This window comes from Janthinobacterium sp. 1_2014MBL_MicDiv, assembly GCF_001865675.1.
In the GTDB taxonomy this organism is placed as follows: Bacteria; Pseudomonadota; Gammaproteobacteria; order Burkholderiales; family Burkholderiaceae_D; genus Janthinobacterium.
The window spans coordinates 5,674,522-5,700,940 of sequence record NZ_CP011319.1 but is presented as its reverse complement, the minus strand read 5'-3'; the positions used below and the strand labels follow the sequence as shown (position 1 = coordinate 5,700,940).

General features: G+C 65.1%; 21 protein-coding genes and 1 tRNA gene. 17 read left to right on the top strand and 5 right to left on the bottom strand.

The genetic code is table 11. From position 1 onward, the window contains the following. The first annotated feature begins 2 nt into the window (after positions 1–2). Complete coding sequence (nrfD, locus tag YQ44_RS24685; protein ID WP_071325637.1) at positions 3–1,127, top strand: NrfD/PsrC family molybdoenzyme membrane anchor subunit; 1,125 nt, start codon at positions 3–5, stop codon at positions 1,125–1,127. 10 nt (positions 1,128–1,137) lie between these two features. Then, positions 1,138–4,356, top strand: a complete 3,219-nt coding sequence (locus tag YQ44_RS24680) for a molybdopterin dinucleotide binding domain-containing protein (protein ID WP_071325636.1) — start codon at positions 1,138–1,140, stop codon at positions 4,354–4,356. Here the strand turns inward: YQ44_RS24680 and YQ44_RS24675 are convergent. The 5 genes from YQ44_RS24675 to mutM are packed head-to-tail and all read right to left on the bottom strand — an operon-like array spanning position 4,353 to position 10,737. Next, positions 4,353–4,967: a response regulator transcription factor gene (locus YQ44_RS24675; RefSeq protein ID WP_071325635.1), complete on the bottom strand. Its 615-nt coding sequence runs from the start codon at positions 4,965–4,967 to the stop codon at positions 4,353–4,355. The genes YQ44_RS24680 and YQ44_RS24675 overlap by 4 nt on opposite strands. After that, entirely contained in the window at positions 4,964–6,769 is a 1,806-nt protein-coding gene (locus YQ44_RS24670) for a sensor histidine kinase (RefSeq protein WP_083412033.1), read from the bottom strand. The genes YQ44_RS24675 and YQ44_RS24670 overlap by 4 nt, the downstream gene beginning before the upstream one ends. Beyond that, positions 6,769–7,944, bottom strand: coding sequence for an A/G-specific adenine glycosylase (gene mutY, locus YQ44_RS24665; protein ID WP_071325634.1), 1,176 nt, complete (start codon positions 7,942–7,944; stop codon positions 6,769–6,771). The genes YQ44_RS24670 and mutY overlap by 1 nt, the downstream gene beginning before the upstream one ends. A gap of 33 nt (positions 7,945–7,977) precedes the next feature. Next, positions 7,978–9,879, bottom strand: a complete 1,902-nt coding sequence (locus YQ44_RS24660) for a dynamin family protein (RefSeq protein WP_071325633.1) — start codon at positions 9,877–9,879, stop codon at positions 7,978–7,980. Between the two features lie 21 nt (positions 9,880–9,900). Further along, on the bottom strand, positions 9,901–10,737 hold the full coding sequence (mutM, locus tag YQ44_RS24655) for a bifunctional DNA-formamidopyrimidine glycosylase/DNA-(apurinic or apyrimidinic site) lyase (RefSeq protein WP_071325632.1): 837 nt from the start codon (positions 10,735–10,737) through the stop codon (positions 9,901–9,903). A gap of 167 nt (positions 10,738–10,904) precedes the next feature. On the opposite strand from mutM, the gene YQ44_RS24650 reads away from it, so the two are divergent. The 15 genes from YQ44_RS24650 to YQ44_RS24580 all read left to right on the top strand — a co-directional run bounded on the left by YQ44_RS24650 (position 10,905) and on the right by YQ44_RS24580 (position 26,419). Next, a complete protein-coding gene (locus YQ44_RS24650) occupies positions 10,905–12,695 on the top strand; it encodes a tetratricopeptide repeat protein (protein WP_071325631.1) in 1,791 nt (596 codons plus the stop codon). Between the two features lie 59 nt (positions 12,696–12,754). Then, the gene (locus tag YQ44_RS24645; RefSeq protein ID WP_071325630.1) at positions 12,755–13,405 is read left to right on the top strand and encodes an outer membrane lipoprotein LolB; all 651 of its coding nucleotides are present in this window, start codon (positions 12,755–12,757) and stop codon (positions 13,403–13,405) included. Then, positions 13,402–14,286, top strand: coding sequence for a 4-(cytidine 5'-diphospho)-2-C-methyl-D-erythritol kinase (ispE, locus tag YQ44_RS24640; protein WP_071325629.1), 885 nt, complete (start codon positions 13,402–13,404; stop codon positions 14,284–14,286). Before YQ44_RS24645 ends, ispE begins: the two co-directional genes overlap by 4 nt. A gap of 88 nt (positions 14,287–14,374) precedes the next feature. Beyond that, a tRNA-Gln gene (locus tag YQ44_RS24635) sits at positions 14,375–14,451 on the top strand. 151 nt (positions 14,452–14,602) lie between these two features. After that, on the top strand, positions 14,603–15,553 hold the full coding sequence (locus YQ44_RS24630) for a ribose-phosphate pyrophosphokinase (protein ID WP_034753270.1): 951 nt from the start codon (positions 14,603–14,605) through the stop codon (positions 15,551–15,553). 166 nt (positions 15,554–15,719) lie between these two features. Beyond that, positions 15,720–16,328, top strand: coding sequence for a 50S ribosomal protein L25/general stress protein Ctc (locus YQ44_RS28465; RefSeq protein WP_034753273.1), 609 nt, complete (start codon positions 15,720–15,722; stop codon positions 16,326–16,328). A 114-nt stretch (positions 16,329–16,442) separates the two neighbouring features. Continuing rightward, positions 16,443–17,027: an aminoacyl-tRNA hydrolase gene (gene pth / locus YQ44_RS24620; protein ID WP_071325627.1), complete on the top strand. Its 585-nt coding sequence runs from the start codon at positions 16,443–16,445 to the stop codon at positions 17,025–17,027. Positions 17,028–17,228: 201 nt separating this feature from the next. Continuing rightward, on the top strand, positions 17,229–18,320 hold the full coding sequence (gene ychF, locus YQ44_RS24615; RefSeq protein ID WP_071325626.1) for a redox-regulated ATPase YchF: 1,092 nt from the start codon (positions 17,229–17,231) through the stop codon (positions 18,318–18,320). Positions 18,321–18,547: 227 nt separating this feature from the next. Continuing rightward, a complete protein-coding gene (locus YQ44_RS24610; RefSeq protein WP_071325625.1) occupies positions 18,548–19,066 on the top strand; it encodes a sigma-70 family RNA polymerase sigma factor in 519 nt (172 codons plus the stop codon). A gap of 6 nt (positions 19,067–19,072) precedes the next feature. Then, positions 19,073–20,071, top strand: coding sequence for a FecR domain-containing protein (locus YQ44_RS24605; protein ID WP_156894974.1), 999 nt, complete (start codon positions 19,073–19,075; stop codon positions 20,069–20,071). 106 nt (positions 20,072–20,177) lie between these two features. Then, positions 20,178–21,968 carry an ABC transporter ATP-binding protein gene (locus YQ44_RS24600; protein ID WP_071325624.1) on the top strand — a complete coding sequence of 597 codons (1,791 nt, stop codon included), beginning with the start codon at positions 20,178–20,180 and terminating at the stop codon, positions 21,966–21,968. After that, the gene (locus tag YQ44_RS24595) at positions 21,962–23,752 is read left to right on the top strand and encodes an ABC transporter ATP-binding protein (RefSeq protein ID WP_071325623.1); all 1,791 of its coding nucleotides are present in this window, start codon (positions 21,962–21,964) and stop codon (positions 23,750–23,752) included. The genes YQ44_RS24600 and YQ44_RS24595 overlap by 7 nt, the downstream gene beginning before the upstream one ends. Next, positions 23,749–24,705 carry an ABC transporter permease gene (locus tag YQ44_RS24590; protein WP_071325622.1) on the top strand — a complete coding sequence of 319 codons (957 nt, stop codon included), beginning with the start codon at positions 23,749–23,751 and terminating at the stop codon, positions 24,703–24,705. Before YQ44_RS24595 ends, YQ44_RS24590 begins: the two co-directional genes overlap by 4 nt. Beyond that, the gene (locus YQ44_RS24585; RefSeq protein WP_071325621.1) at positions 24,702–25,652 is read left to right on the top strand and encodes an iron chelate uptake ABC transporter family permease subunit; all 951 of its coding nucleotides are present in this window, start codon (positions 24,702–24,704) and stop codon (positions 25,650–25,652) included. Before YQ44_RS24590 ends, YQ44_RS24585 begins: the two co-directional genes overlap by 4 nt. Beyond that, a complete protein-coding gene (locus tag YQ44_RS24580; RefSeq protein ID WP_071325620.1) occupies positions 25,649–26,419 on the top strand; it encodes an iron ABC transporter ATP-binding protein in 771 nt (256 codons plus the stop codon). The genes YQ44_RS24585 and YQ44_RS24580 overlap by 4 nt, the downstream gene beginning before the upstream one ends.

Here is a 26,419-nt window from a genome sequence, read left to right as displayed (position 1 = left end):
CCATGGACAGCCACATCACCGAGATTGTCAACGTCACGCGCGAAGCGGCATGGCTGCCGTGGGCGGTGCAGTATTTTTTCCTCATCGGCCTCAGTTACGGCAGCTTCATGCTGACCCTGCCGTACTTCGTCTTCGGCCGCAAGGCGTATGAACGCCTGGGCCGCATCGCGCTGCTGGCGTCCCTCGTCTGCGGCATGACGGCGCCCGTGGCGCTGCTGGCCGACCTGCACGGGCCGGGCCGCTTCTACCACTTCTATCTTTACTTCCAGCCGCAGTCGTGGATGTCGTGGGGCTCGTTCTTCATTCCCCTCTACCTGGGCTGCCTGATGCTGTATGCGTGGCTGGCGCTGCGCAGCGACTTCGCCGCGCGCGGGCAGGGCCAGGACCGCCTGGCCTTCGCCTATCGCCTGCTGGGACGCGGTGGCGCCGCCTCGCGCCGCGCCATGGTCATCGCCGCCGCCTTCACCTTGCTGGCCGCCTTCGTCGTGGGCCTGTACACGGGCATGGAAGTGATGGTGGTGCGCGCCCGTCCGCTGTGGTTCACGCCCTTCCTGCCGGCGCAGTTTGCCGCCACCGCCTTTGTGGGAGCGGTTGGCCTGGCGCTGCTGTTCAACCGCTGCCTGCCGGGCCGCGAGCTGGCGCTCGAAGTATCGCTGAACCGCGCGCTGGCCCTGTCGCTGGCGCTGGTGCTGGCCCTGGGCGGCGGCTGGCTGTTCGTCAGTCTGTCCGGCGTGAGCGCCAGCCACAGCATGGCATTTACCCAGGTGGCCGGCATGCCGCAATGGCAGTTCACGGCCGTCTGGGCCGTGCTGTCGTCCATCGTGCCGATGGCGCTGGCCATCTGGCGTCCTGCCACGAGCGGCCTGGCCAATGGCCTGATCGCGCTGCACAGCGCATGGATGATGCGCTGGACGATCTTCATCGGCGGCCAGACGATCCCGAAAACGGGCGCCGGCCTGTACGACTACCACCTGCCGATGGGGAACGACGGCTTGCTGGGGATTATCGGCACGGCCGGCCTGTGGATCGCGCTGCTGTTGCTGATGCTGGAATTTTTGCCATGGGCTGGCCGTGCCGCGATGTCGCACGCAGCGGCGCGCACCCGTCCCGCCATGGCCACGCATTAAGGAGAGAATCATGAACGATCACACCACACCAGACCCGCAAGAAGACCGCAGCGCCGAGGAAGAAAAGCGCCGCAAGCTGCTGCGCTACGGCGCCATCGGTGGCGGCCTGGCCGCGTTTGCCGCCAGTTTTTCCACCACGGCCGGCCGCATGGTCGACCACGCGCTGGGTAAAGATAAACCTGTGCAGAAACTGCACGGCAATTCCCTGCCGCCCGAGTTTTCCGTCGACACGGCCACGGGCAAGCTGACCGTCAATCCGGACCAGCAAGTGAGCTACACCATGTGCATGGGCTGTACCACGTTTTGCGGCGTGCGCGTGCGCCTCGACAAGAAGAGCGGCAAGGTGCTGCGCGTGGCGGGCAATCCGTACAGCCCCATGTCGGCCGACCCGGCGCTGCCGTATGCCACGCCGATACGCGACAGCTTCGTGTCGCTGTCGCGCTTCGAGGAAAAGGGGCTGAAAGGCCGCTCCACCGCTTGCGGCCGCGGCAACGGCGTGCTGGAGCAGATGGAGTCGCCGTTCCGCGTGCTGGCGCCCATGAAGCGCGTGGGACCGCGCGGCGGCGGCCGCTGGGAGCCGATCGCCTTTGACCAATTGGTCAAGGAAGTGACGGAAGGGGGCGACCTGTTTGGCGAAGGCCACGTGCAGGGCTTGCGCGCCTTGCGCGAGCTGGAAAAGCCGATCGATGCGGCGCAGCCGGAACTGGGCCCGCAAGTGAACCAGGTGGGCCTGATGTGCAGCACCGACGATGGCCGCCTGGCGTTCGGCACGCGCTTTTTCAAGCAGTCGTACGGCAGTTTGAACCTGGTCAACCATGGTTCGTATTGCGGCGGCGCCTACCGCAGCGGCTCGGGCGCCATGTTCGGCGACATGAAGAAAATGCCGCATGCGAAAGTGGACCTGGAAAACACGGAATTTTGCATTTTCGTCGGCACGGCACCGGGCAATGCGGGCAATCCGTTCAAGCGCCAGGGCACCTTGATCGCCAAGGCCCGCTCGGGCAAGCGCGATTTCAGCTACGTCGTGGTCGACCCTGTGCTGACGAACGCGGACAGCCTGGCGGCGGGCGACCGTAGCCGCTGGGTACCGATCAAGCCGGGCACGGACGGCGCGCTGGCCATGGCGATGATACGCTGGATCATCGAGCAGGAACGCTATGACCGTCACTTCCTCGCACAGCCCAACCTGACGGTGGCCGAAGCGGCGGGCGAGGCCGCCTGGTGCAACGCCACGCACCTGGTCATCAACGAAAAGGGCCACCCGCGCGATGGCCGCTACCTGCGCGGCTCCGATATCGGCGCGGTGGAACTGGCGGAAGAAGAGCGCTACAAGGATGGCGACCCGTTCTGCGTGATCGACGCCGCCACGCAAGCGATCGTGCCGCACAGCGCGGCCAGGGGCGAGGCGCGGCTGTTCTTCGATGGCCCGCTGGATGTCGCCGGCGCGCCCGTGCACCTGAAGACGGCCATGACGATGCTCAACGAGGAAGCGCAGCGCCACAGCATGGATGAATACGCGGCCGCCTGCGGCATTGCGCGCGACATCATCGAAGGCCTGGCGCGGGAACTGACCAGCCATGGCAAGCGCGCCGCCGTCAATGCGCACGGCGGCATGATGTCGGGCGCGGGCTTTTATAACGCGTATGCGCTGGTCATGCTCAATACCCTGATCGGCAATCTGAACCGCAAGGGCGGCACCCTCGTCAACGGCGGCAGCTTCAAGGATGCGGGCCCTGGCCCGCGCTACAACCTCGAGAGTTTCGATGGCGAGATCAAGGCGGCCGGCATGCCGATCGGGCGCAATGTGCCATATGAGAAAACCTCGGAATTCAAGCTGAAGAAAGAAGCGGGCAAGGCGTATCCGGCCAGGGCGCCGTGGTATCCGAACGCGCCCGCGCTGGCTACCGAGTGGCTGACCAGCGCCATGAATGGCTATCCGTACACATTGAAGGCGCTGATACTGTGGAGCTGCAATCCTGTGTATGGCATCACGGGCTTGCGCGCGCAGATCGGCAAGGAACTGGCCGATCCGAAGAAGATTCCCCTGATCGTCGCCATTGACCCGTTCATCAACGAAAGCTCGGCCTTTGCCGACTACCTGCTGCCCGATACTTTGCTGTACGAAAGCTGGGGCTGGGCGGGCGCCTGGGGCGGCATGCCAGTCAAGATGAGCACGGCGCGCTGGCCGGTGGCCGAACCGCGCGTGCACAAGACGCCCGATGGCCAGACCATCTGCATGGAATCGTTCTTCATCGCGCTGGCGAAAACGATGGACTTGCCTGGCTTCGGCCCCGAGGCCTTGCAGGATATGGAGGGCCGGCGCTTCCCACTGCAATGCGCGGAAGACTGGTATCTGCGCGGCGGCGCCAACATCGCCTGGCAAGGAAAAACGCCAGTGCCGGAGGCGAGCGACGACGATATTGCGCTTTCCGGCGTGGCCCGCATCCGCCCGGAACTGGAACGCACCTTGAAGCCGGAGGAGTGGCGCAAGGTGGCCTTCATGCTGGCGCGGGGAGGGCGCTACCAGAGCTATGGCGAGATGTTCGGCCTGCGCCTGCCGCCGCCGGCGAACCCCAAGGCGCCGGTCGTTCCCGCGCCGGCCGCGGACGAAACGCCGTATCCGCAGGACTGGTCCACGCACCGTTATCTGAAACCGATGATGCTGTACAACGAGGGCCTGGGCGTGAGCAAGAACAGCTTGAGTGGCAAGCGTTTTCCCGGTACGCCCGCCTGGCGCGTGGCGGCGTTTGCCGATGGCACGCCCGTGCGCAAGGCGTATCCGGCCAGCGAGTGGCCGTTCGAGTTGATCAGCTTCAAATCGGCGCTGCAAAACTCGTACAGCATCGGCGCGCGGCGCCTGCGCGGCATCCATCCCGACAATCCCGTCGCCGTGCATCCCGACGATGCGGCGCGGCTGAAGCTGGAAAATGGCGACGAGATCTATCTGGAAACGCCGGGCGGCAGGGCCAGGGCCACGGTGATGCTGCGCCATGGCGTGCAGCGTGGCGTGATCGCCGTCGAACATGGCTTCGGCCACAAGGAGCACGGCGCAAGGGCCCACCGCATCGGCAAGCTGCGCCAGCCCGACGAGCCGGCCATCGGCGCCGGCATCAACTTGAATGACCTGGGTTTGACGGACCCGAGCCGCGGCGACAAGAACGTGTTTGTCGATCCCGTCTCGGGCACGTCGGTGCGGCAGGGACTGCCGGCGCGTATCGTGCGGGCCTAGATTTGTCCGCCGGCCATCAGCAGCCGGGCCACCTCGGCTGCTGAATGCAGGCCCAGTTTTTCCATCGTGTTATGGCGGTGCACCTGCACCGTCTTGTCGCTGATGCCCAGCTCGCGGGCGATGACTTTGGAGGCCTTGCCTTCGGCCATCAGCAGCGCCACTTCGCGCTCGCGCGCCGTCAATGTCGCCAGCGTCGCCTGTGCCGTATGCGTGCTGGCGGCGCTGCGGCCTTCGTCCAGGCTGCGGGCCACGGCGCGCGTCACGGCGTCGAGCAGTACCTGGTCCTTGCACGGTTTTTCCAGGAAATCGCAGGCGCCCGCCTTCATCGTCTGCACGGCCATGGCCAGGTCGCCGTGGCCGCTCAAAAAAATCACGGGCAGGGAGATGGCGTGGCGCGACAGTTCCTGCTGCAGTTCGAGTCCGCTCATCAGCGGCATGCGCACGTCGAGCAGCAGGCAGCCGGGCGCATGGCCATCGTAACGCTGCAGGAAGTCGCGCGCCGACTCGAACGTCTCCACTTTCCAGCCGGCCGAGTCGAACAGGTAGGCCAGCGAGCGCCGCATGGCGGCGTCGTCGTCGACGACAAAGATGATGGCATCGCTTTCATTCATGGTGTTTCCTCGTGTCTTTCCTGGTCTGCTTCCATATTGCTATCTTCGGGCAGGCGGAACCAGACCGTCAAGCCCGGCGCATCGGCGTTGGCGTGGGCCGACAGGCTGCCACCGAACGATTCGATGATGCTTTTACTGAGCGACATGCCCAGGCCCAGCCCTTCTGCCTTGGTGGTGAAAAACGGTTCGAACAGGCGCGCCATCTGTTCCGTGGCGAGGCCGCAGCCGGCGTCGCGCACGGCCACCATGCAGGCGCCGTTTTCGCGGTGCAGCAGCACGCCGATGGCGTGCTCGGGATTGTCGTTTTCCATCTGCGCATCGAGCGCATTCTTGAGCAGGTTCAGCAGCACCTGCTGCACTTGCTGCGGGTCGGCCAGCACGCGCACGGCGGGGCTGGCGGCCTCGCGAGACCAGCGGATGTTCGCTTGCGGATGGGCGGCGCGGAACAGGGCTACGGCTTGCTCCACGGCGTCGGCCAGGGCGAAGGCCGTGCTGTGCGCGGGACGCTTTTGCGCCATCGCGCGAATATGCCGGATGATGGCGCCGGCGCGCTCGCTTTGCGTGGCGATTTCCTGCGCGCCGTCCAGCAACGGCGCCGCATCGAGGCGGCCGGCGGCGATGCGGCGCGCCATGCCGCGCGCGAAATTGCCGATGGCCGCCAGCGGCTGGTTCAATTCGTGGGCGATGGCGCTGGCCATTTCGCCCAGGATCGCCAGGCGCGCTGTGTGATCGAGCGTGGCCTGGCGCTGGCGCGCCTGTTCTTCCAGCGCGCGCTGCTGGTGCTGGGCCGCGCGCAGCTGCTCCGTGCGCCGGCTGACCAGGTATTCCACGCGTACCGTGTGCACGGCCCACGCAACGAGCAGGGCCAGCACCAGCAGCATCCAGCCCCAGTAGCGGCGCAGCGCCGTCTCGAAGGTCAGCTTGTCCAGGTAGGCGTAGGGACCGATGCGCAGTTCGCGGAACAGTTCATCGACGATCTGGTAATCGCTGGGCACCGTCCAGCTGTAGCCTTCGCTGGTGCGCGGCATGGCCAGCAGGGCCAGCGCCACCTGCTTGGCCAGCGGCGCCGGCGTCTGGCGCAAGGCCACGAACGGCCAGTCCGGATACAGCCGCGACGAGGTGGCGCAGCGAAAACCGGGTACCGGGCGCGTCGTGATCACGCGCAGCTCGTCTGCCTGCACTTCGCCGCGCGCCACCATCTGCTCGAGCAAACAGGTACGCACGATGCCCGCATCCATGCGGCCGGCGCGCACTGCCTCGACGATCTGTTGCGAGGGGAAGCCGCTGTAGCGCAGGCTGGCGAAATCGTGCGCGGGATCGAGGCCCGCTTCGCGCAATTCGCGCGCGGCGATCTGGTAGCCGCCGAAGGCGTCAGGCGCCACCGCCATCACGTTCTTGTCCGCGAGGTCGGCCAGGTCATGCAGCGGCGACGAGCTGCGCACCACGATGGCCGAGCCGATGGCCAGGCGCGGCGTATCCGTCCACGGCGATTCGAGCGTGGCGATGCGGCTGGCGCCGTCGCTGTGTTCGAGCGCCACGTAATGGCCGCTGCTGGTGACGGCAAAGGCGATCGTTTGCGACTGCACGGCGCGCGTCAATCCCGCCTGGTCATAGTCGACCAGCACGAAGCGCACGCCGGGAATGCTGGCCTGCAGGTGGCGCGTCACGTACGACCAGTCCTGCTGCACGGCGTCGCCGCCCTTGTAGGCCAGCACACCGATGCGCACCTCGGGCAGGTCATCCGCGGCATGGGCGCCGTGCAGGCACAGCGCCGCCAGCGCGAGCAGTACAAAACGCCGCACTAGAACATGCTGCGCTGCGCCTGGCGCGCATCGCCGAACAGGTCCAGCAGCAGTTTCTTGATGGGCGCCGGCAGCGGCGCGTCGGCGATCCTGGCGCCGTCATACCAGACGTGGGACGCTTCCCCTGCCAGCGCCAGGCGCCGCGCCAGGGTGATGCGACAGGGCACGATGTGCAGCTTGTAGTGCGTGAAGACGTGAACGATAGGCAGCAAGCGCTCCTGCGTCTCGATTTCGCCGAAGGGCGCCACGGCGCGCGCCAGCGCACCCTCGTCGATGGCGCGTGGTGCGGCTTCGCCGGCCAGCACGTGGCCGTCCAGCTCGGGCAGCGACAGCAGGCCGCCCCAGATGCCGGAGCCGGGCCGCTGTTCCAGCAGCACCTGGCCGTCGTCGATGACGACCAGCATGACGGCATGCTTTTCCGGACTGGTTTTCTTCGGCTTGCGCACGGGCAGGTCCTTGGTGCGGTTGGTGGCGTAGGCCACGCAGCGCGGCTGCAGCGGACAGCGGCCGCAATCGGGGCTGCTGCGCGTGCACAGGGTGGCGCCAAAGTCCATCAAGCCCTGGGTGTAGGCTTCGATGCCCGTTTCCGGCAGCAGGGCTTCGGCGCGCCGCCACATGGCTTCCTCGACCCGTTTCTCGCCTGGATAGGCGTCGATGCCAAACGTGCGCGCAAAGACACGCTTGACGTTGCCGTCCATGATGGCTGCACGCGTGCCGCTGGAGAACGCGGAAATGGCGGCGGCCGTCGAGCGGCCGATGCCGGGCAGCTCGGCCAGCAGGGCCGGGTCGCTGGGGAAGATGCCGTCGTATTCGGCCACCACGCGTTGCGCGCATTTGTGCAGGTTGCGCGCCCGCGTGTAGTAGCCGAGGCCGCTCCATTGCGCCATCACGTCTTCCACGGGCGCGTCGGCCAGCTCGCGCAGGGTGGGAAAGCGTTCGAGAAAGCGCGCGTAATAGCCGAGCACGGCGGTGACCTGCGTTTGCTGCAGCATGATTTCTGACAGCCAGATCAGGTAGGCATCGCGCGTGTTTTGCCACGGCAGCGCGTGGCGGCCATGCTGCTTTTGCCAGGCGATGACGGTGGCGGAAAAAGTCGGGTCGACATAGTTTTCAGGCGCGTTTTCAAACTGAGCTGCGCCCGGGGAGGGCGTCAGCGGATGCAGCAGACGTTTCATGCAGGATTCCAGTGTTCTGTTGTTCGATGTTGTTTATGTCGCGCTGGCCGCGCGCAAGGTGTCGGCCAGTTGCGCCAGCTGCGCCTTGTCGCGTTCGAGCGCCGCCAGGCTGGCTTCAAAGCCGGCGATCTTCTGTTCCAGGCTGCCCGTGGCGTCGTGGATGCGCTGGATCGAGGCGAAGCGCAGTTTCAGCTGTTCCTTGTATTCGACGATCTGCGCTTCGAGCGGCGCCATGATGACTTTCAGCCAGGCGCTGGCGTCGTCGTTGGCGGCCGCGAAGCTGCGGCGCACGCGCGAGGCGATGGTATCGAAGAATTTCTCCATCAGCACCACGCGGCTGGTGGTGATCAGGGTCGCCGTGCCGAACTGCTTGTGATACACGGCTTCGATATCGGCGATCTCCTGGCGGTAGCGGGCCAGCGAAAACGGCATCGGCACGGCCAGCGCCAGGCCATGTTCGGTGGCGAACTTGCGGTACATCACCTGCATCATTTCCGTGATCTCGGCGGTCTTGCCTTCCGAGCGGTCCAGGTTCCGGGCGATGCGTTCGAAATACTGGCGCATGGCGTCGCGCAGGCCCGTGAAGAAACGGCTGCGCTGCATGGCGGCGCGCACGTCGTCGATATCGTCGCGCACGATGTCCATGCCCAGGCTCGTGTACAGCTCCGTCGACAGGCGCGTAAAGACGGCGCGCGTGGCTTGCAGCTTGAACAGGCTGCTGTCGAATTCCTTCTTCTCGATATCGATGCGGCGCATCATGTGCGCGATCACGCTCTGGTTCTTGCCGCGCAGGCTATGCAGCTCGTGCAGCTGCTCGGCGATGCCGCGCGCGCGCGCCGCCGCCTGTACCTGCTGCGCCGCTTGAATCGCATCGAGGTCGAACCCCAGCTGGTGCCGGATGATGTCCTTGCGCGCGGGGATCAGGCCTTCGAACAGGGCCGTTTCCAGCGCCTGCAGGCGGCTTTTTTCCAGCAGCGCCGCGTCGTGGTTGATCTTGCCCACGAGGGCCTTTTGCGCCGAGACGGGGAAGACCTGGCCCGCGTCCAGCGTCAGGAGATGTGCCACGCTGGCCTGCTGGCGTTCGATGGCCTGCGTCACCTCGGCGTCGCCGCGCAATTCATCCCACATGCTGTCGATCTTGTTGAGCACCACCAGGCGCCCGGCGCCGGCGCCGATATGGTTGCGCCATACCTCGATATCGCTGCGCGTGACGCCCGTGTCGGCCGCCAGGATGAACAGCACCGCATGCGCATTCGGGATCAGGTTCAGCGTCAGTTCCGGCTCAGTGCCGATGGCGTTCAGCCCGGGCGTGTCGAGGATTACCAGGCCCTGTTTCAGCAGCGGATGGGGGAAGTTGATGATGGCGTGGCGCCACATCGAGATTTCCACCTGGCCGTTCTCGTCGAGCATGGCCGGCGCATCCGCGTCGTCGGCATCGTACAGGCCGTAGCGCGCCGCTTCCTCGACGCCGACTTTTTTCGTCAGGCTGACCTGGCGGATGGCTTCCTGCATGTCGCCGCCCGCATCGATGTTCAGGGGCAGGACGGTCCAGGCGGCGGGCAGGTCGCGGTAGTCGCTGGTCGACAGGTTCTGCGCGCGCGTCTCGATGGGCAGCAGGCGGATCGACGGCGGCCAGGCCGCGTCGTACAGCAGCTCGGTGGGACACATGGTGGTGCGTCCCGCGCCCGAGGGCAGGATGCGCTGGCCGTAGTCGGCAAAGAAGATGGCGTTGATCAGCTCGGATTTGCCGCGCGAGAATTCCGCCACGAAGGCCACGGACAGGCGGTCATCGAGCAGGCGGGAGACACAGCGCGCCAGGCGCAGCGCGGAGGCGCCGTCGACCAGGCCCGCCGCGCTGGCGGCCTGCCGGTAAGCCTGCAAGGCGGCCAGCACGTCCTGGCGCCATGCGCTGTATTGTTCCAAGTCCCTGACCATCTGGCTCCCTTTGCGAGTGACTTACTTTTGGCAATGCACGCAGTAAAACGTGGACCGCTGGCCCTGCACGATTTGCCGGATCGGCGCGCCGCACACGCGGCATGGCTTGCCCGTGCGGTTGTACGTGAAATACGTCTGCTGGAAGTAGCCGGACTGGCCGTTTACGCCGATGAAGTCGCGCAGGGTGCTGCCGCCTTGCACGATGGCTTCGGCCAGCACGTCGCGGATCGCCTGCGCCAGTTTCTCATAGCGCGCCAGGCCGATGCGCTTGGCTGGCGTCTTCGGGTTGATCCCGGCGCGGAACAGGCTTTCGGAACAGTAGATATTGCCCACGCCGACGACGATGTCGCCCGCCATCAGCACCTGCTTGATGCTGCTGCCCTTGTTGCGCGTTTTCTCGAACAGCAACTGGCCCGTGAAGCCGCCCTCCAGCGGTTCCGTGCCCAGGCCGCGCAGCAGCACGTGGCTGTCGAGCGGGCCGTCGGCCTCGTCGTGCCACAGCACGGCGCCGAAGCGGCGCGGATCCGTCATGCGCAGCACCTGGCTGGCGCCGTCCGCGTCTTCCACGACGAGGTCGAAATGGTCGTGCTTTTGCGCCTCGGTGCCAGCTGGCAGCACGCGCAGGTGGCCCGACATGCCCAGGTGGATGATCAGGGTGCCGTGGCGGAAGTGGATCAGCAGGTATTTGCCGCGCCGCCCCGTCAGGCCGATGGTCTGGCCCGACAATTGCTCGCCCAGGGCGGGAGGGAAGGGCCAGCGCAGGCCGTCGCGGCGCAGCACGACGGAGCGCACGGCGCGTCCTTCGAGATGGGGCGCGACACCGCGCCGTGTGACTTCGACTTCTGGCAATTCTGGCATAGGGCTCGGACGTATGGAAACTGGGTCAAAAACAGCTGGATTGCAGGCCGGCGGCGGGCCCGTACACCTTGCCTCACGCTGACGTATATATTTCGTTACATACGTGAAGTACGCAATGATCGGGTTGGGCGTAGAATCAAACTTTGCCGTATAGCCAGGATCAGCCTTTGAAAAACGCTTTCGCCATTGTAACCTTGTCCGCCCTGATGGCCACGCATGCCATGGCGCAGACGCCTGTCGCCCCTGCCGATGCCGCGGCCAGCCCCTCTGCGGCCGCACCCGCCGCGCCGCAGGAAGCGGGTGCCGAATCCAGCGAGGGCGCCAAGGCGGACGGCTTGCCCAAGGTCGAATTGAGCAGCGACCTGCTGTACAAGCTGACGCGCGCGGAAATGGAATTCAAGAGCGGCCAGTGGCAGGGGCCGTACGTGACCATGATGGTGGCGGCGCAGCAGACGCGCGACCCGCGCCTGGCGCGCCGCGCGTCCGAAATGGCGCTGGCGGCCAAGCAGGGCGGCGAGGCGCTGGCTGCCATCCGCCTGTGGCGCGAACTGGCGCCCGAATCCGACGAGGCGACCCAGTTCTTCCTCGGTTTCGTCGTCCTGACCGACAAGATCGAGGAAGCCGAGCCGATTTTCGCCGAGCGCCTGGCCAATGCGCCGCCCGGCGCGCGCGGCGTGGCCCTGTTCCAGATGCAGCAGATCCTCTCGCGCTCGAACGACAAGCTGTATGCGTACTCGATGGTGACGCGCCTGGTACAGCCCTACCTGGACATGTTCGAGGCGCACCTGGTGCTGGCGCAGGGCGCCCTGTCGATCGGCGAGCGTGAGCGCGCCATCGGCGAAGCGAACAAGGCGCTGGCCATCAAGCCCAATTCCGAGCTGGCCGCGCTGACCCTGGCGCAGGTGACGGGCGAGCCCGAGGCGGCAGGCAAGGTGCTGGCCGCCTTCCTGGAAAAGAATCCGGACGCGGTCGAAGTGCGCGCCGCCTATGCGCGCCTGCTGGTCGAACAGAAGCAGCTCGAACCGGGGCGCGATCAATTCCTGCTGCTGCTGAAAAGCCAGCCCGATAACGTGGCCGCCCTGTATGCGCTCGGCATCGTGGCGTTGCAGCTGGAAGACACCAAGGGCGCCGAGCAGTACTTCAAGCGCTTCCTGGCCGTGCTCGAGAAAACCCCCGGCGACGCGCGCGATCCGTTCAAGGCCCTGATGATACTGTCGCAGATTGCCGAAACGCGCGGCGACATGGCCGGCGCCATCGCCTGGCTGGACAAGGTCGACAACAGCGCCTCGGCCGGCTATGTCGATGCCCGTTTGCGCCGCGCACAACTGATCGCCCGTGGCGGCAATCTCGATGCGGCGCGCAAGGCGCTGTCGGAAATCGAAACGGACGACCCGGCAAGCCAGGCGCAGGTGCTGCTGGTCGACGCGCAATTCCTGCGCGACGCCGGCTATGTGCAAAGCGCCTACACGGTGCTGGAAAACGCCTTGCTGCGCTTCCCCGACAACCCGGAACTGCTGTACGACTATGCCCTGCTGGCCGAGCGCCTGGATAAACTGGACTTGATGGAAGCGAGCCTGCGTCGCGTGATGGCGCTGGCGCCGGACAACCAGCACGCGTATAACGCGCTCGGCTACTCGCTGGCCGAGCGCGGCATCCGCTTGCCGGAAGCCCACGCCCTGATCGAAAAGGCCTTGCAGATGGCGCCAGGCGACCCGTTCATCATGGACAGCATGGGCTGGGTACAGTTCCGCATGGGCAACCTGGCCGCGGCGGAAAACGCGCTGCGCCGCGCCTACGCCGTGCGCAGCGATCCGGAAATCGCCGTCCACCTGGGCGAAGTGCTGTGGCAGAAGGGCGAGAAGGACGAGGCACAGAAGCTGTGGCGCGAGGCGCAAGGCAAGGATCCGAAAAACGATGCGCTGAAAAGCACCCTGGCGCGCCTGAATGTCAGCTTGTGATCGAATCGATTAACTCAACTATCAAACCAGCGCCATGGCGCTGGTTTTTCCTTGTGCCCATGCCAAAAAATCTCCTTGCGCTCTCCGCTCTCTGCCTGGCCCTGTCGGCCTGCTCGACCCTGACCTCGCCCTTCTCGTCCGGCGCCGCGCCATCGGGCAAGGCTGTCGCGCCTTACCGCGAGCAGGTGGAGCTGACGGGCCGTTTGAACGTCGTGTACCAGAAGGAGGACAAGCCTGAATCGGCCACCGTCAATTTCAACTGGCAGCAGACGGCGCAGCGCACGGACGTGACCCTGTACTCGCCCGTGGGCAGCACCCTGGCCACCATCGCCGTCACGCCGCACGAGGCCGTGCTGACGCAGAGCGGCAAGGCGCCGCGCCGCGCGCCCGACGTCGATGCCCTGAGCGCGCAGATGCTGGGCTGGTCCCTGCCCGTATCGGGCTTGCGCGACTGGCTGCAGGGCTATGCCGTGGGCGCCGACGGCAAGCGCTTCGTCGCTTCGCCGGCCAACGACAGCGTGACGACCAAGGATGGCTGGCGCCTGCGCTATGTGTCGTGGCAGGAAGTAGGGCAAAATGCGTCCGACAATGCACCGGGCAGCTTGCCCCAACCGCGGCGTATCGATGCCGAACGCAATGCCAGCGCCCAGGCCGACGCCGTGTCGCTGCGCATCGTGCTCGATCCCGCTCCCTCCGCACCCGCACCATGACACTGACGACCCTGAACAATTGCCCGGCCCCGGCCAAGCTGAACTTATTTCTGCACGTCAACGGCCGCCGCGCCGACGGCTACCACCTGCTGCAGACGGTGTTCCAGTTGCTCGACCATGGCGACACCCTGCATTTCGCGCTGCGCGACGATACGGCGATACGCCGCGTGACGGCGCTGGCCGGCGTGCCGGAAGAGCAGGACCTGATCATCCGTGCCGCGCAGCTGCTGCAGGCGGAAGTGCTGCGCCGCACGGGCGCCTTGCCGCGCGGCGTAGACATCGCCATCGACAAGGTGCTGCCCATGGGCGGCGGCCTTGGCGGCGGCTCGTCCGATGCGGCCACGGCCCTGATGGCGCTGAACCGCCTGTGGCAGGCGGGATTGACGCGCGAGGAATTGATGGCGCTGGGCTTGCCGCTGGGCGCCGATATCCCGTTTTTCATCTTTGGCGAGAACGCGTTTGCCGAAGGCGTGGGGGAGGCCTTGCAGCCCGTCGCCACGCCCGAATGCTGGTATGTGGTGATCGAGCCGGGCGTGCAAGTGCCCACCGCGGCAATTTTTTGCGCGGAAGGCTTGACGAGGAATACCGAAGCCGTCACAATAGCGGACTTTTCCAGGCACCTCGCAGAAGGAAACGATGCGGGCGGGTTCGGTAAAAATGATTTACAGCAAGTGGCATGCAGTCTTTTCAAGCCGGTAGCAGATGCGGTAGAATGGCTGGGTGCTTACGGTGAGGCCAGGATGACTGGTTCCGGTGCTTGTGTATTTAGTGCGTTTTCCAGTGCGGAAGAAGCAGATGCGGTGCTCAGCAATGTGCCACCGGTCTGGGTAGCCTGGAAGGCAAAAGCGCTAAATCGCCACCCGATGCTCACGGTGTTGTGAATTAAAGTAAGCAGCAAAAAAAGATTTTGCTTAGCGTCAAATAGTCGGTATAATACTGGCCAACATGACGGCAAGCAGTCAGTTGCGTAGGGGAATCGCCAAGCTGGTTAAGGCACTGGATTTTGATTCCAGCATGCGAAGGTTCGAATCCTTCTTCCCCTGCCACCCATTTCACCGTAGTCTGTCGATGCGAAGTTAGCGTCCAGTACGGGAAAAAGCAGATATGTCGCCACGCGGCATATTCTAAACAATGACTGACCGGGCCTATGCCCGGTTAGTGCTTTTCAAGACTTCTATATCACCTCTTGGGACTCCCATGGCTTACGAAAACCTGATGGTTTTTACCGGCAACGCGAATCCAGCGTTAGCAGAGGGGGTCGCAAAAAACCTCGGCATCCCTCTCGGTAAAGCAAACGTTTCGAAATTCTCTGACGGCGAAGTAATGGTCGAGATTAACGAAAACGTGCGCGGCAAGGATGTTTTTGTTTTGCAATCCACCTGTGCTCCAACCAACGACAGCTTGATGGAAATCATGCTGATGGTTGATGCCTTGAAACGTGCTTCCGCTGGCCGCATCACCGCCGCGATTCCCTACTTCGGCTACGCCCGCCAAGACCGCCGTCCACGCTCCGCGCGTGTGGCGATTTCGGCCAAGGTGGTGGCGAACATGCTGGAAGAAGCCGGTGTCGAGCGCGTCCTGATCATGGATCTGCACGCCGACCAAATCCAAGGTTTCTTCGATATTCCTGTCGATAACATCTACGCTTCGCCAATTTTGCTGGGCGACCTGCAAAAGAAAAACTACCAGGATCTGCTGGTCGTGTCGCCGGACGTCGGCGGTGTGGTACGTGCGCGCGCCCTGGCAAAACGCCTGGGCTGCGACCTGGCCATCATCGACAAGCGTCGTCCAAAAGCGAACGTGTCCGAAGTGATGAACATCATCGGTGAAGTCGAAGGCCGCAACTGCGTGATCATGGATGACATGGTCGACACGGCAGGCACCCTGACCAAGGCTGCCGAAGTGCTCAAAGAGCGCGGCGCGAAAAAAGTCGTGGCGTATTGCACGCACGCGGTGCTGTCCGGCCCGGCGATCGACCGTATTTCGGCTTCGCCACTCGATGAGCTGGTCGTGACCGACACGATTCCCCTGTCCGAAGCGGCCCTGGCCTGCGGCAAGATCCGTCAATTGACGTGCGCGCCGCTGCTGGCCGAGACGTTCAAGCGCATCATCAAGGGTGATTCGGTTATTTCCCTCTTTATCGATTAATTCGGTAAACAGAAACAGACGTAATGCCTGCGGCGCGACCGGCTTTTTGCCTGTTGCGCCGCAGTGTTTTAGTTTTCGGGGCGCATATGCGCCCATTTTCGAGGATTCCTGGTCGCGGGAGTCTTCATAACACAAGGCGCAAGCCTTGTTCTTCTTGGAGTTTCACATGAAAGTTATCGCATTTAAACGCGAATTGCAAGGTTCCGGAGCGAGCCGCCGCCTGCGCATTTCCGGCCAAACCCCTGGTATCGTCTACGGTGGCGCTGAAGCCCCGGTGCTGATCTCGCTGGATCACAACGCCCTGTACCACGCGTTGAAAAAAGAAGTTTTCCACTCGTCCATCCTGGACCTGGAAATCGACGGCGTTTCCCAGCAAGTTTTGTTGCGCGACTTCCAAGTCCACGCATACAAACAACTGGTTCTGCACGCTGACTTCCAGCGCGTTGACGCTAAGCAAGCTATCCACGTGAAAGTTGCTCTGCACTTCATCAACGCTGACGTTTCCCCAGCAGTCAAACTGCATGGCGCGACCATCAGCCACGTTGCCAACGAAATCGAAGTTTCGTGCCTGCCAGGCCAACTGCCAGAATTCATCAACGTTGACCTGTCGAACATCGACGTCGGTCACTCGCTGCACGTCGGCGACCTGGTCCTGCCAGCTGGCGTGACCGCTGTCACCCACGGCGCCAACCTGACCATCGCTACCGCTTCGGTACCGGCTGGCCATGTTGCTGCTGAAGCCGCTGCTGCTGAAGTTGTTGCTGACAAGAAGTAATTCTGCCGCCGCAGTCATGCGGTAGTCGCAAGGAAAAACCCGCCTGGTTCGTCCCGGCGGGTTTTTTTCCGCCCGTTTTCACCGATAATACGTTTTTACACTGCAGACACAGCCATGCCCATACGCCTGATCGTCGGCCTCGGCAATCCGGGACCCGAGTACGAACAAACCCGCCACAATGCCGGCTTCTGGCTGGTGGACAACCTTGCCAACAGCTTGCCCGGCACGCGCTTGCAGCGCGATTCGCGCTACAACGCCATGCTGGCGAAAACGTCGATTGGCGGCAACGAAGTCTGGCTGCTCGAACCGCTGACTTTCATGAACCGCTCGGGCCAGTCCGTGGGCGCGCTGGCGCGTTTCTTCAAGATTGCCGCCGATGAAGTGCTGGTGGTGCACGATGAACTCGACCTGATGCCGGGCATCGCGCGCCTGAAGAAGGGCGGCTCGGCCGGCGGCCACAATGGCTTGAAGGACATCACGGCCGCGCTGGGCACGCAGGATTACTGGCGCTTGCGCCTCGGCATCGGCCATCCGCGCACCCTGAGCCTGCAGCAGCAGGTGGCCGATTTCGTGCTGCACCGTCCGCGCCGCGAAGACCAGGAGCTGATCGAGCAAGCCATCGAGAAGTCCCTGCAAGTCATGCCGCTGATTGTCGACGGCAAGTTCGAGGCGGCGACGATGAAGCTGCATACGGCCTGATGACAACACGATGCGCCTGCATAGGCGTCGTTTGGCCATCATCAGGCTTTTGAAGCGCGCGTGACACGGGTACAATTGACCCCTTGAAATGCAGCATACGCACTATCCCCGGAAAATGGTGAGCAATCGCCCCGTTTCCCTAACAGCACGGCAAGCACGCCGATAGACGGCGCCATGTGCTTTGATTATTAAAGGTTTTCCATGAGTCTCCAATGCGGTATCGTCGGCTTGCCGAACGTCGGCAAGTCCACCCTGTTCAATGCACTGACGAAAGCCGGCATTCCGGCTGAAAACTATCCGTTCTGCACCATCGAGCCGAACGTCGGCGTCGTCGAAGTGCCGGATCCACGCATGGATGCGCTGGCCGCGATCGTCAAGCCGGAACGCATGGTCAACGCCATCGTGGAATTCGTCGACATCGCCGGCCTGGTGGCCGGTGCATCGAAGGGCGAGGGCCTGGGCAACCAGTTCCTGTCGCATATCCGCGAAACGGACGCCATCGTCAACGTCGTGCGCTGCTTCGAAGATGACAACGTCATCCACGTGGCCGGCAAGATCAACCCGCTCGACGACATCGAAGTCATCCAGACCGAACTGGCGCTGGCCGACATGGGCACCGTGGAAAAAGCCATCCACCGCGAAAACAAGAAAGCCCGTTCGGGCGACAAGGACGCGGCCAAGCTGCTGGCCATCATGGAACGCATGATGCCTTACCTGAACGACGCCAAACCGGTGCGCGCGATGGGCCTGGACGCCGACGAAATGGAGCTGATCAAGCCTTTGTGCCTGATCACGGCCAAGCCGGCCATGTTCGTGGCCAACGTGTCCGACACGGGTTTCACCAACAACCCGCTGCTGGACCAGCTGACGGCCTATGCGCAATCGCAAAACGCGCCTATCGTCGCCATCTGCGCGGCACTGGAAGCGGAAATCGCCGACCTCGACGATGCCGACAAGGGCGCTTTCCTGGCCGACATGGGCATGGAAGAGCCAGGCCTGGACCGCCTGATCCGCGCCGGCTACAAGCTGCTGGGCCTGCAAACCTACTTCACGGCGGGCGTGAAGGAAGTGCGCGCCTGGACCATCCCCGTCGGCGCCACGGCGCCACAGGCGGCCGGCGTGATCCACACAGACTTCGAACGCGGCTTCATCCGCGCGCAAACCATCGCCTATGACGACTTCATCGCCTACAAGGGCGAAGCGGGTGCCAAGGAAGCGGGCAAGATGCGCGCCGAGGGCAAGGAATACGTGGTCAAGGATGGCGACGTGCTGAACTTCCTGTTCAACGTCTAATTCCCGACGCTAGCCCCCTGCCTGGGCATGGGGCGTCAATGAACCCTGCAAATCCCTGGTTTGCAGGGTTTTTTATCGCCTGCTGATGGGGCGCCGATGGCTTGCGGATTGACGTGCCCGCAGTCGCCCGGTTGCGGCGATCTTGTGCTTCCGTATATAATGAGAATAATTCTCATTTATAATTCGATGCGCCATCATACGGTGGCCATGGCAACAGGAAGGGTATCGTGGGCACCGCCGAGTTAGCGCTTCAGCAACAAGTCAGCAGTCTGTACACCGACCACCATAGCTGGCTGCGGGGCTTGCTGCGCCGCAAGCTGGGCAATGCCTTCGATGCGGCCGACCTGGCGCACGATGTCTACCTGCACCTGATGAAGACGGGGCGCGTGCCGCCGGCCGGGGAATCGCGCCGTCACCTGACGCAGATCGCCAACGGCATGGTGATCGACCTGTACCGGCGCCGCCAGATCGAGGCGGCCTACCTGGAAGTACTGGCCCTCGTGCCCGAGGCGCTGGCGCCGTCCGAGGAAGAGCGCGCGCTGGTGCTCGAGGCGCTGACGGAAATCGACGCCGTGCTGCAGCAGCTGCCTGCGAAGGCGCGCAAGGCTTTGCTGCTGTGCAAGCTGGACGGCATGAGCTACCGCGACATCGCCGCCGAACTCCAGGTGTCCGTCTCGTCCGTCGAGAAATACATCGCCGCCGGCTTGCTGGCCTGCTACCAGGCCTTGCACGGCCCGGGACACTGAGCCCGCATGGCCATGCCGCTGCCCGACAGCCGTACTGGCGACGATGGCGCCATCATCGATGCCGCCATCGTCCAGCGGGCGGCCGAGTGGATGGCCCGCCTGTGGTCCGATGACGCCAGCAACGCGGACCAGGTCGCCTGTGCCCGCTGGCGCGCCGCCCACCCGCATCATGACCTTGCCTGGCGCCGCCTGCAGGCGTTCGAGGGCAAGCTGCACGGCGTGCCGCGCGACGCGGCCAGGCATGCGCTGCATGCGCCGGCGCCCGCCGCCCACCTGAACCGCCGCCGCGCCCTGAAACTGCTGGCGCTGATCCTGCCAGTGGGCGGCATGGCGTACGCGCTGCGCGGCACGGACAGCTGGCAAGTCGCCACGGCCGGCCACAGCACGGCCACCGGCGAGATCCGCGAGATGATCCTGCCCGACGGCACGCGCGTGATGCTGGCCTCGGCATCCGCCATCGACGTGCGTTTCGACGCCAGCGAGCGCCTGCTGCTCTTGCGGGCCGGCGAAATCCTCGTCACGACGGCGCACGATGCGGCGCAGCGGCCTTTCCGCGTGCAAAGCCGCCACGGCACCGTGCGGGCGCTGGGCACGCGTTTTACCTTGCGGCAAGAAGAGCACGTGTCGAGGGTCGCCGTGTTCGAGGGCGCCGTCGAGGTGCGCCTCGCGCATGCGCCCGACCGCCCCGTGCGCATCGACATGGGGCAGGGCGCCGTCTTCTCGGCCGACATCGTGCAGTCTGCGGCGCCCGTCTCCGCCGGCGCCGCGGCCTGGGCGCGCGGCATGCTGGTGGCCGACGACATGCGCCTCGATGCCCTGATCGCCGAACTGGCCCGCTACCGCCCCGGCCTGCTGCGCTGCGATCCGGCCGTGGCCGCCCTGAAGGTCAACGGCGTCTTCCCGCTGCGCGACACGGACCGCGCCCTGCACAACCTGGCGCTGGCCTTGCCCATCCAGATCCTGGCGCGCACGCGCTACTGGGTAACCGTGCAGGCCGCATCCTGAGGTTTTTTGCATGGGATGCGGCGCCTGATTGAGGGTTTGGCATTCTCGTTCGGGATATAGGGTGAGAGCCACTCTTTTCTTTTGACACCATGCCTGTCCTTTTTTCATGAGCACCCATGACGCGGCCCCGGCCGCACCCAAACAAGCCGGCCCGATCCGCCGGATATTGAGCCCCATACGCGGGCGCCTGATCGTCGCGGCCGTGCTGGCCGGCGTGGGCAGCATGCTCACGCTGGTGCCGCTGGCCGGCATCGCGCACCTGGCAAGAATGGCCCTGGTCCCTGCGGAAGCGCTGTCGGCAGCCGACATCTGGCCCACCATCCTCGCCAGCGTCGCTTGCCTGTTCGCCGGCATGGCGCTGCTCGCGCTGGGCGAACTGGCCGCGCACCTGGCCGACAACCGCATCACCCACCACCTGCGCCTGCAAGCCATGCAGCGCCTGGGGCAAGTGCCGCTGGGCTGGTTCACCAGCCGGGCATCGGGCGAGGTCAAGCAGGCGATGCAGGACGACATCAATACCCTGCACAGCCTCACCGCGCATTTTTATACGACGACGGGGCGCGCCGTGGGCGCCATCCTGATTTCGCTGCTCTACCTGTTTGCCATGGACTGGCGCATGGCCATCATCGCCATCCTGCCCTTTCCCGGCTTTTTCCTGTTCTTCGGCAAGGCCATGAAGGCCAGCGCAGGCAATATGGAGCAATTCGTCGCCGGCATGGGGCGCATCAACAATGCGGTGGTGGAATTCGTCAACGGCATTCCCGTGGTCAAGGCGTTTGGTGCCACGGGCCGCGCGCACGGCAGCTACCGCGCGGCCGTCGACGGGTTTGCGGACGCTTTTGCCGCCTTCACGCGACCGCTGGTGGGCTCGATGGCCAACGCCAACGCCCTGATCGCACCCGTGGCCGTGCTGGGCGTGGTGGTGATCGCCGGCACCGTATTCGTGGTGCTGGGCTGGATGGCGCCCGTCGACGTGCTGCCGTTCGCCCTCGTGGCGCCGGGCATGTCCGCGCCGATGCTGCTGCTGCACTATCTGACGCACGACCTCAACAACGCCACCGGCGCCGCCCAGCGCGTGCTGGCCTTGCTCGAGACGCCCGTGCTGGCGCAGCCTGCGCCCGACGAGCAGCAGCTGCCAGCTGGCACGGAAATTTGCGTGGAAGGCGTCAGCTATGCCTACGATGGACACAACAAGGTGCTGTCGGACATCCGTTTTACCTTGCAGCCCGGCACGGTCACAGCCATCGTCGGCGCTTCCGGGTCCGGTAAATCGACCCTGGCGCGGCTGCTGCTGCGCTTTTTCGATCCGACGCAAGGGCGCATCACCCTGGGCGGCGTCGACCTGCGGCACATCGCCACGTCCGAACTGTACCGGCGCATCGGCTTCGTGCTGCAGGAAGTGCGCCTCATCCACGCCAGCGTGCGCGAGAACATCGCGCTGGGCCGGCCGGCGGCCAGCGGGCACGAGGTGGAGCAAGCGGCGCGCCTGGCGAACATCCATGAGCGCATCCTGGCCTTGCCGCGCGGCTACGACTCGGTGATCGGCGAAGACGCGCAATTGTCGGGCGGCGAGCTGCAGCGCGTGAGCATCGCCCGCGCCGTGCTGCTCGATCCGGCCGTGCTGGTGCTCGACGAAGCCACGGCGGCGGCCGATGCCGAAAACGAGGTGGCGATCCAGGATGCGCTGTCGCGCTTTGCCCGCGGCCGCACCTTGCTGGTGATCGCGCACCGGCTCGACACCATCATGCACGCCGACCACATCATCGTCGTCGAACATGGCGCCATCGTCGAGCAGGGCAGCCATGCCGCCTTGCTCGCCGACCAGGGGCGCTACGCGCAACTGTGGGCGCTGGGCGGCTATCAGGAATTCCAGGAAGAGGCGCACCCGTCATGCTGAAGACTTTTATTCAATTGCTGGGCGATGATGCGCCCGTCTTCCGCCGCTATGCGTGGATGGCGCTTGCCTATGGCCTGCTCAGCGGGCTCACCGTCACGGCGCTGGTGCTGGCCCTGGGCCGGCTGCTGGCCGGCGATACGGGGGGCGCGGCGCTGTGGCTGCTCGTGCTGCTGGCCGGGCTGGCGGCTTGCTGGGCCTGGCGGCGCCAGGTGGAAAGGGCAGGCGTGCGCGTCGGCGTGACGGTCTTGCGGGGCGCACGCCAGCGCCTCGGCGACCACGTGGCGCGCCTGCCTGTCGGCTGGTTCACGCCGGAAAACACGGCGCGTCTCGGCCATGTCATCACGCAAGGCATGATGAATGTGGCCCAGCTGCCAGCGCACGTGCTGACGCCGCTGATCTGCGGTGCCGTCACGCCCGTGGTGCTGATCGCCGCGCTGTTCGTGCTGCACTGGCAGCTGGGCCTGATCGCCCTGTTGGCGCTGCCCATCCTGGCCGGCACCTTGCGGCTTACCGCGCATATGGGGCAGCGCGCCGACGACGCCTACCACCAGCATTTTGCCCAGACCAGCCAGCGCCTGATTGAGTTTGCGCAAGCGCAGTCCGTGTTGCGCGCCTTCAATGGCGACGGCAGCGGCGAGGGCGGCGGCACGCGCTTCCTGCAGCAAGCCATCGACGAGCAGCGCGCCTCGGGTACGCGGCTCATTTACCTGTCGTCACTGTCGGCCGTGCTCAACGCGTGGGCCGTGCAAGCCATCTTCGCCGCCTTGCTGGTCGCCGCCGCGCTGTGGCTGAACAGCCTGCTGGGCGGTGCAGCCGACGCGAAGGATGCCATTGCCGTCATCGTGGCGTTGCTGCTGGTGGTGCGCCTTGTCGATCCGCTGCAGGAAGTGGCCAGCTATGGCGAAGTGCTGCGCGGCGCGCGCGGCCAGCTTGACGCGGCGCGCGCCATTCTCGCCGTGCAGCCGCTGCCGGAAGCGGCCGCGCCGCAAGCGCCGCGCGATGGCGCGGTCGAGCTGCGCGACGTGGCTTTCCGCTATGCACAGGATCAGCCCGACGTATTGACGGGCATCAATCTGCATATTGCACCGGGCAGCATGACGGCGCTGATCGGCGCTTCCGGTTCCGGCAAGACCACCCTGGTGCGGCTGATCGCGCGCTTCTTCGACGTCAGCCAGGGCGCGCTGCTGGTGGGCGGCGTCGATGTGCGTGCCATGTCCAGCGAGCAATTGGCAGGCCAGATCAGCCAGATTTTCCAGGACAGTTATCTGTTCCAGGGCAGCATCGGCGACAACATCCGCATCGGCAAGCCGGACGCCAGCGATGCGCAAGTGCTGGAGGCGGCGCGACAGGCAGGCGTGGCCGAGATCATCGCGCGCTTGCCGCAGGGCCTCGCTACGCCTGTGGGCGAGGGGGGCGCGCGCCTGTCCGGGGGCGAGCGCCAGCGTATCGCGATTGCCCGCGCGCTGGTCAAGGATGCACCGATTTTGCTCGTCGACGAAGCGACGGCCGCGCTTGACGCGGAAAACCAGGCCGCCGTCGCCGAAGCGCTGGCGCGGCTGCGCGGCAAGCGCACCGTGATCGTCATCGCGCACCAGTTGTCGACGGTGGCCATGGCCGACCAGATCGTCGTGCTCGAGGGCGGCACGCTCCGCGAGCAGGGCGCGCCGGACGTCCTGCGCGAGCAGAACGGCCTGTATGCGCATTTCCTGGCCCAGCGCCAGGCGGCCAAGGGCTGGCGCATCGCCGCGCCCGCGCGCCAGCCTGGAACGGAGTCCGGCATTTGACACGCGCGCGTCTGCTTTTCCTGTTCTTCCTGCTGTGCTGTGCTTCGCTGCTGGTGGGGGCGCGGGACATTGCCTGGACGCAGCTGTTTGCGCTGTCCGACGCGCTGTCCGGCGATGCCTGGCTGACCCTGACGGCCAGCCGCTTGCCCCGTCTGGCGGCGCTGGTGCTGACAGGCGTGGGCCTGTCCGTCTGCGGCGTCATCCTGCAGCACATCGTGCGCAACAAATTCGTCGAGCCGGCCACGTCGGGCGGCCTCGATGCGGCCAAGCTGGGCATCCTCGTGTCGCTGACGGCCGCGCCCGCGGCGGGCGCGGCCGGCAAGATGGCGTTCGCGCTGGTGTTCTGCCTTGCCGCCAGCCTCGTGTATGTGGCCCTGATCCGCCGCATCCGCTTCAAGAACACGATACTCGTGCCCGTCATCGGCCTCGTGTATGGCGGCGTGCTCAGCGCCGTGGCCGAGTTCTATGCCTACCGCAACAATATCCTGCAAAGCATGCAGGGCTGGCTGCTCGGCGATTTTTCCCGGATCGTCCAGGGCAACTATGAAATCATCTATCTGGTCCTGCCCATCGTCGCCCTCACATACCTGTACGCGCAGCGCTTTACCGTGCTGGGCATGGGCGAGGGCATGGCTACCAGCCTGGGCTTGAACCATGGCGCCACGGTGGCGCTGGGTCTGGTGCTGGTGGCCGTCACGGTGGCGGCCACGGTGATCACGGTGGGGGCGATCCCGTTCGTCGGCCTGGCCATTCCCAATCTGGTGGCGCTGCGCTACGGCGACAACCTGGCGCGCACCCTGCCCATCGTGGCGCTGGGCGGCGCCGCGCTGCTGCTGGCCTGCGACATCGCAGGGCGATTGCTGATCTACCCGTTCGAAGTGCCGATCGGCCTGACGGCGGGCGGCGTGGGCGGCGTGCTGTTCCTCGTGCTGATCATCCGGGGGCGGCGATGAAGCGCATGCTCAAGCGGCAGGCGCTCTGGCTGGCCGTTGCCGTGCTGGCGCTGGCTTTCCTCTTCCTCGGCGCGAATCTGGACTTCGCTTACATCATCCCGAAACGGCTGGCGCGGCTGGCCGCCATCGTCATCGGCGGCGTCTGCGTGGCTGTCTCGTCCATCGTGTTCCAGACCATCGCCGGCAACCGTATCCTGACGCCGGCCGTCATGGGCTATGAGGCCGTGTATGTGCTGCTGCAGTCGCTGCTGGTTCTCGCGATGGGCATGCACAGCGTGCTGCTGCTGGGGCAGGACGGCAATTTCATGTTGTCCATCGCCCTGATGCTCGCCTATTCCTGGGCCATCCACTATTGGCTGTTCCGTGATGGCAAGAACAATGTGTATTTCCTGCTGCTGCTGGGGTTTGTCCTGACCATGGTGCTCGGCACGTTCACCCAGTTCATCCAGCTGCGCATCAGTCCCGGTGAATTTGCCATTTTGCAAGGTTTTAGCCAGGCATCGTTCAACAGGGCGCAGCCCGGGCAACTGCTGGCATCGGCGCTGCTGGTGGGCGCCGCCTGCCTGGTGGCCTTCAGGACCTTGCCGGCGCTCGACGTGCTGGCGCTGGGGCGCGAGCAGGCGATCTCGCTCGGCGTCGATTACCGGCGCATGGTGCGGCTGCAGCTGGCGCTGATCGCCGTGCTCGTGGCGGTGTCGACCAGCCTGCTGGGGCCGACGGCCTTCATGGGCATCTTCGTGGCGAACACGACGTATGCGCTGGCCCGCACGGCGCGCCACCGCGTCACCTTGCCGCTGGGATGCGCCATCGCCATCGCCATCTTCTTGCTCGCCCAGCTGCTGGTCGAGCACGTTTTCAATTACCGGACCACCGTCGGCATCCTCGTCAACCTGGTGTGTGGCGCGTATTTCCTTGCGCTCATGGTCCGCACCCGAGGCACAGCATGATCCACGTCAAACATATCGCCAAAACCTATGGCGCCAAAAGCGTGCTGGCCAACGTCAGCGCGCAGTTCCCCAAGGGACAGGTGACGTCCCTGATCGGTCCCAACGGTGCCGGCAAGACCACCTTGCTGATGCTCATCGCGCGCCTGCTGGAGCCGAGCAGCGGCGATATCACGATCGGCGGGCGCAGCATCGCGCACATCAAGGTCAAGGACTATGCGCGGCAAGTGGCCACCCTGCGCCAGGCGCCCGATTTCAACCTGCGCCTGACGGTGGAGGAGCTGGTCGCCTTCGGCCGCTTTCCCTACAGCCGTGGCGCGCTGACGGCGCAGGACCGGCAAGCCATCGACGAGGCCATCGCATTCCTGTCGCTCGACAATTTACGCCTGGCGTATGTCGATGAACTGAGCGGCGGCCAGCGCCAGATGGCTTTCCTGGCCATGACGATAGCCCAGCAGACCGATATCTTGCTGCTCGACGAGCCGCTCAACAACCTGGACATGAAACACGCCGTGCAGATCATGCGCGCGCTGCGCCGCCTGTGCGACGAACACGGGCGCACCGTGATCCTGGTGATTCACGACATCAATTTCGCCGCCAACTATTCGGACCACATCGTCGCCATGCAGGGCGGCAGCGTACGCTTTTCCGGCCCCGCGCACGAGGTCGTGACCGGGGAGCGCTTGCGGGCGCTGTACGACATCGATTTCGACATCGTGCGCAATGAACGCGGCTGCGTCTGCAATTACTTTACCCCCACAGGAGCTTGA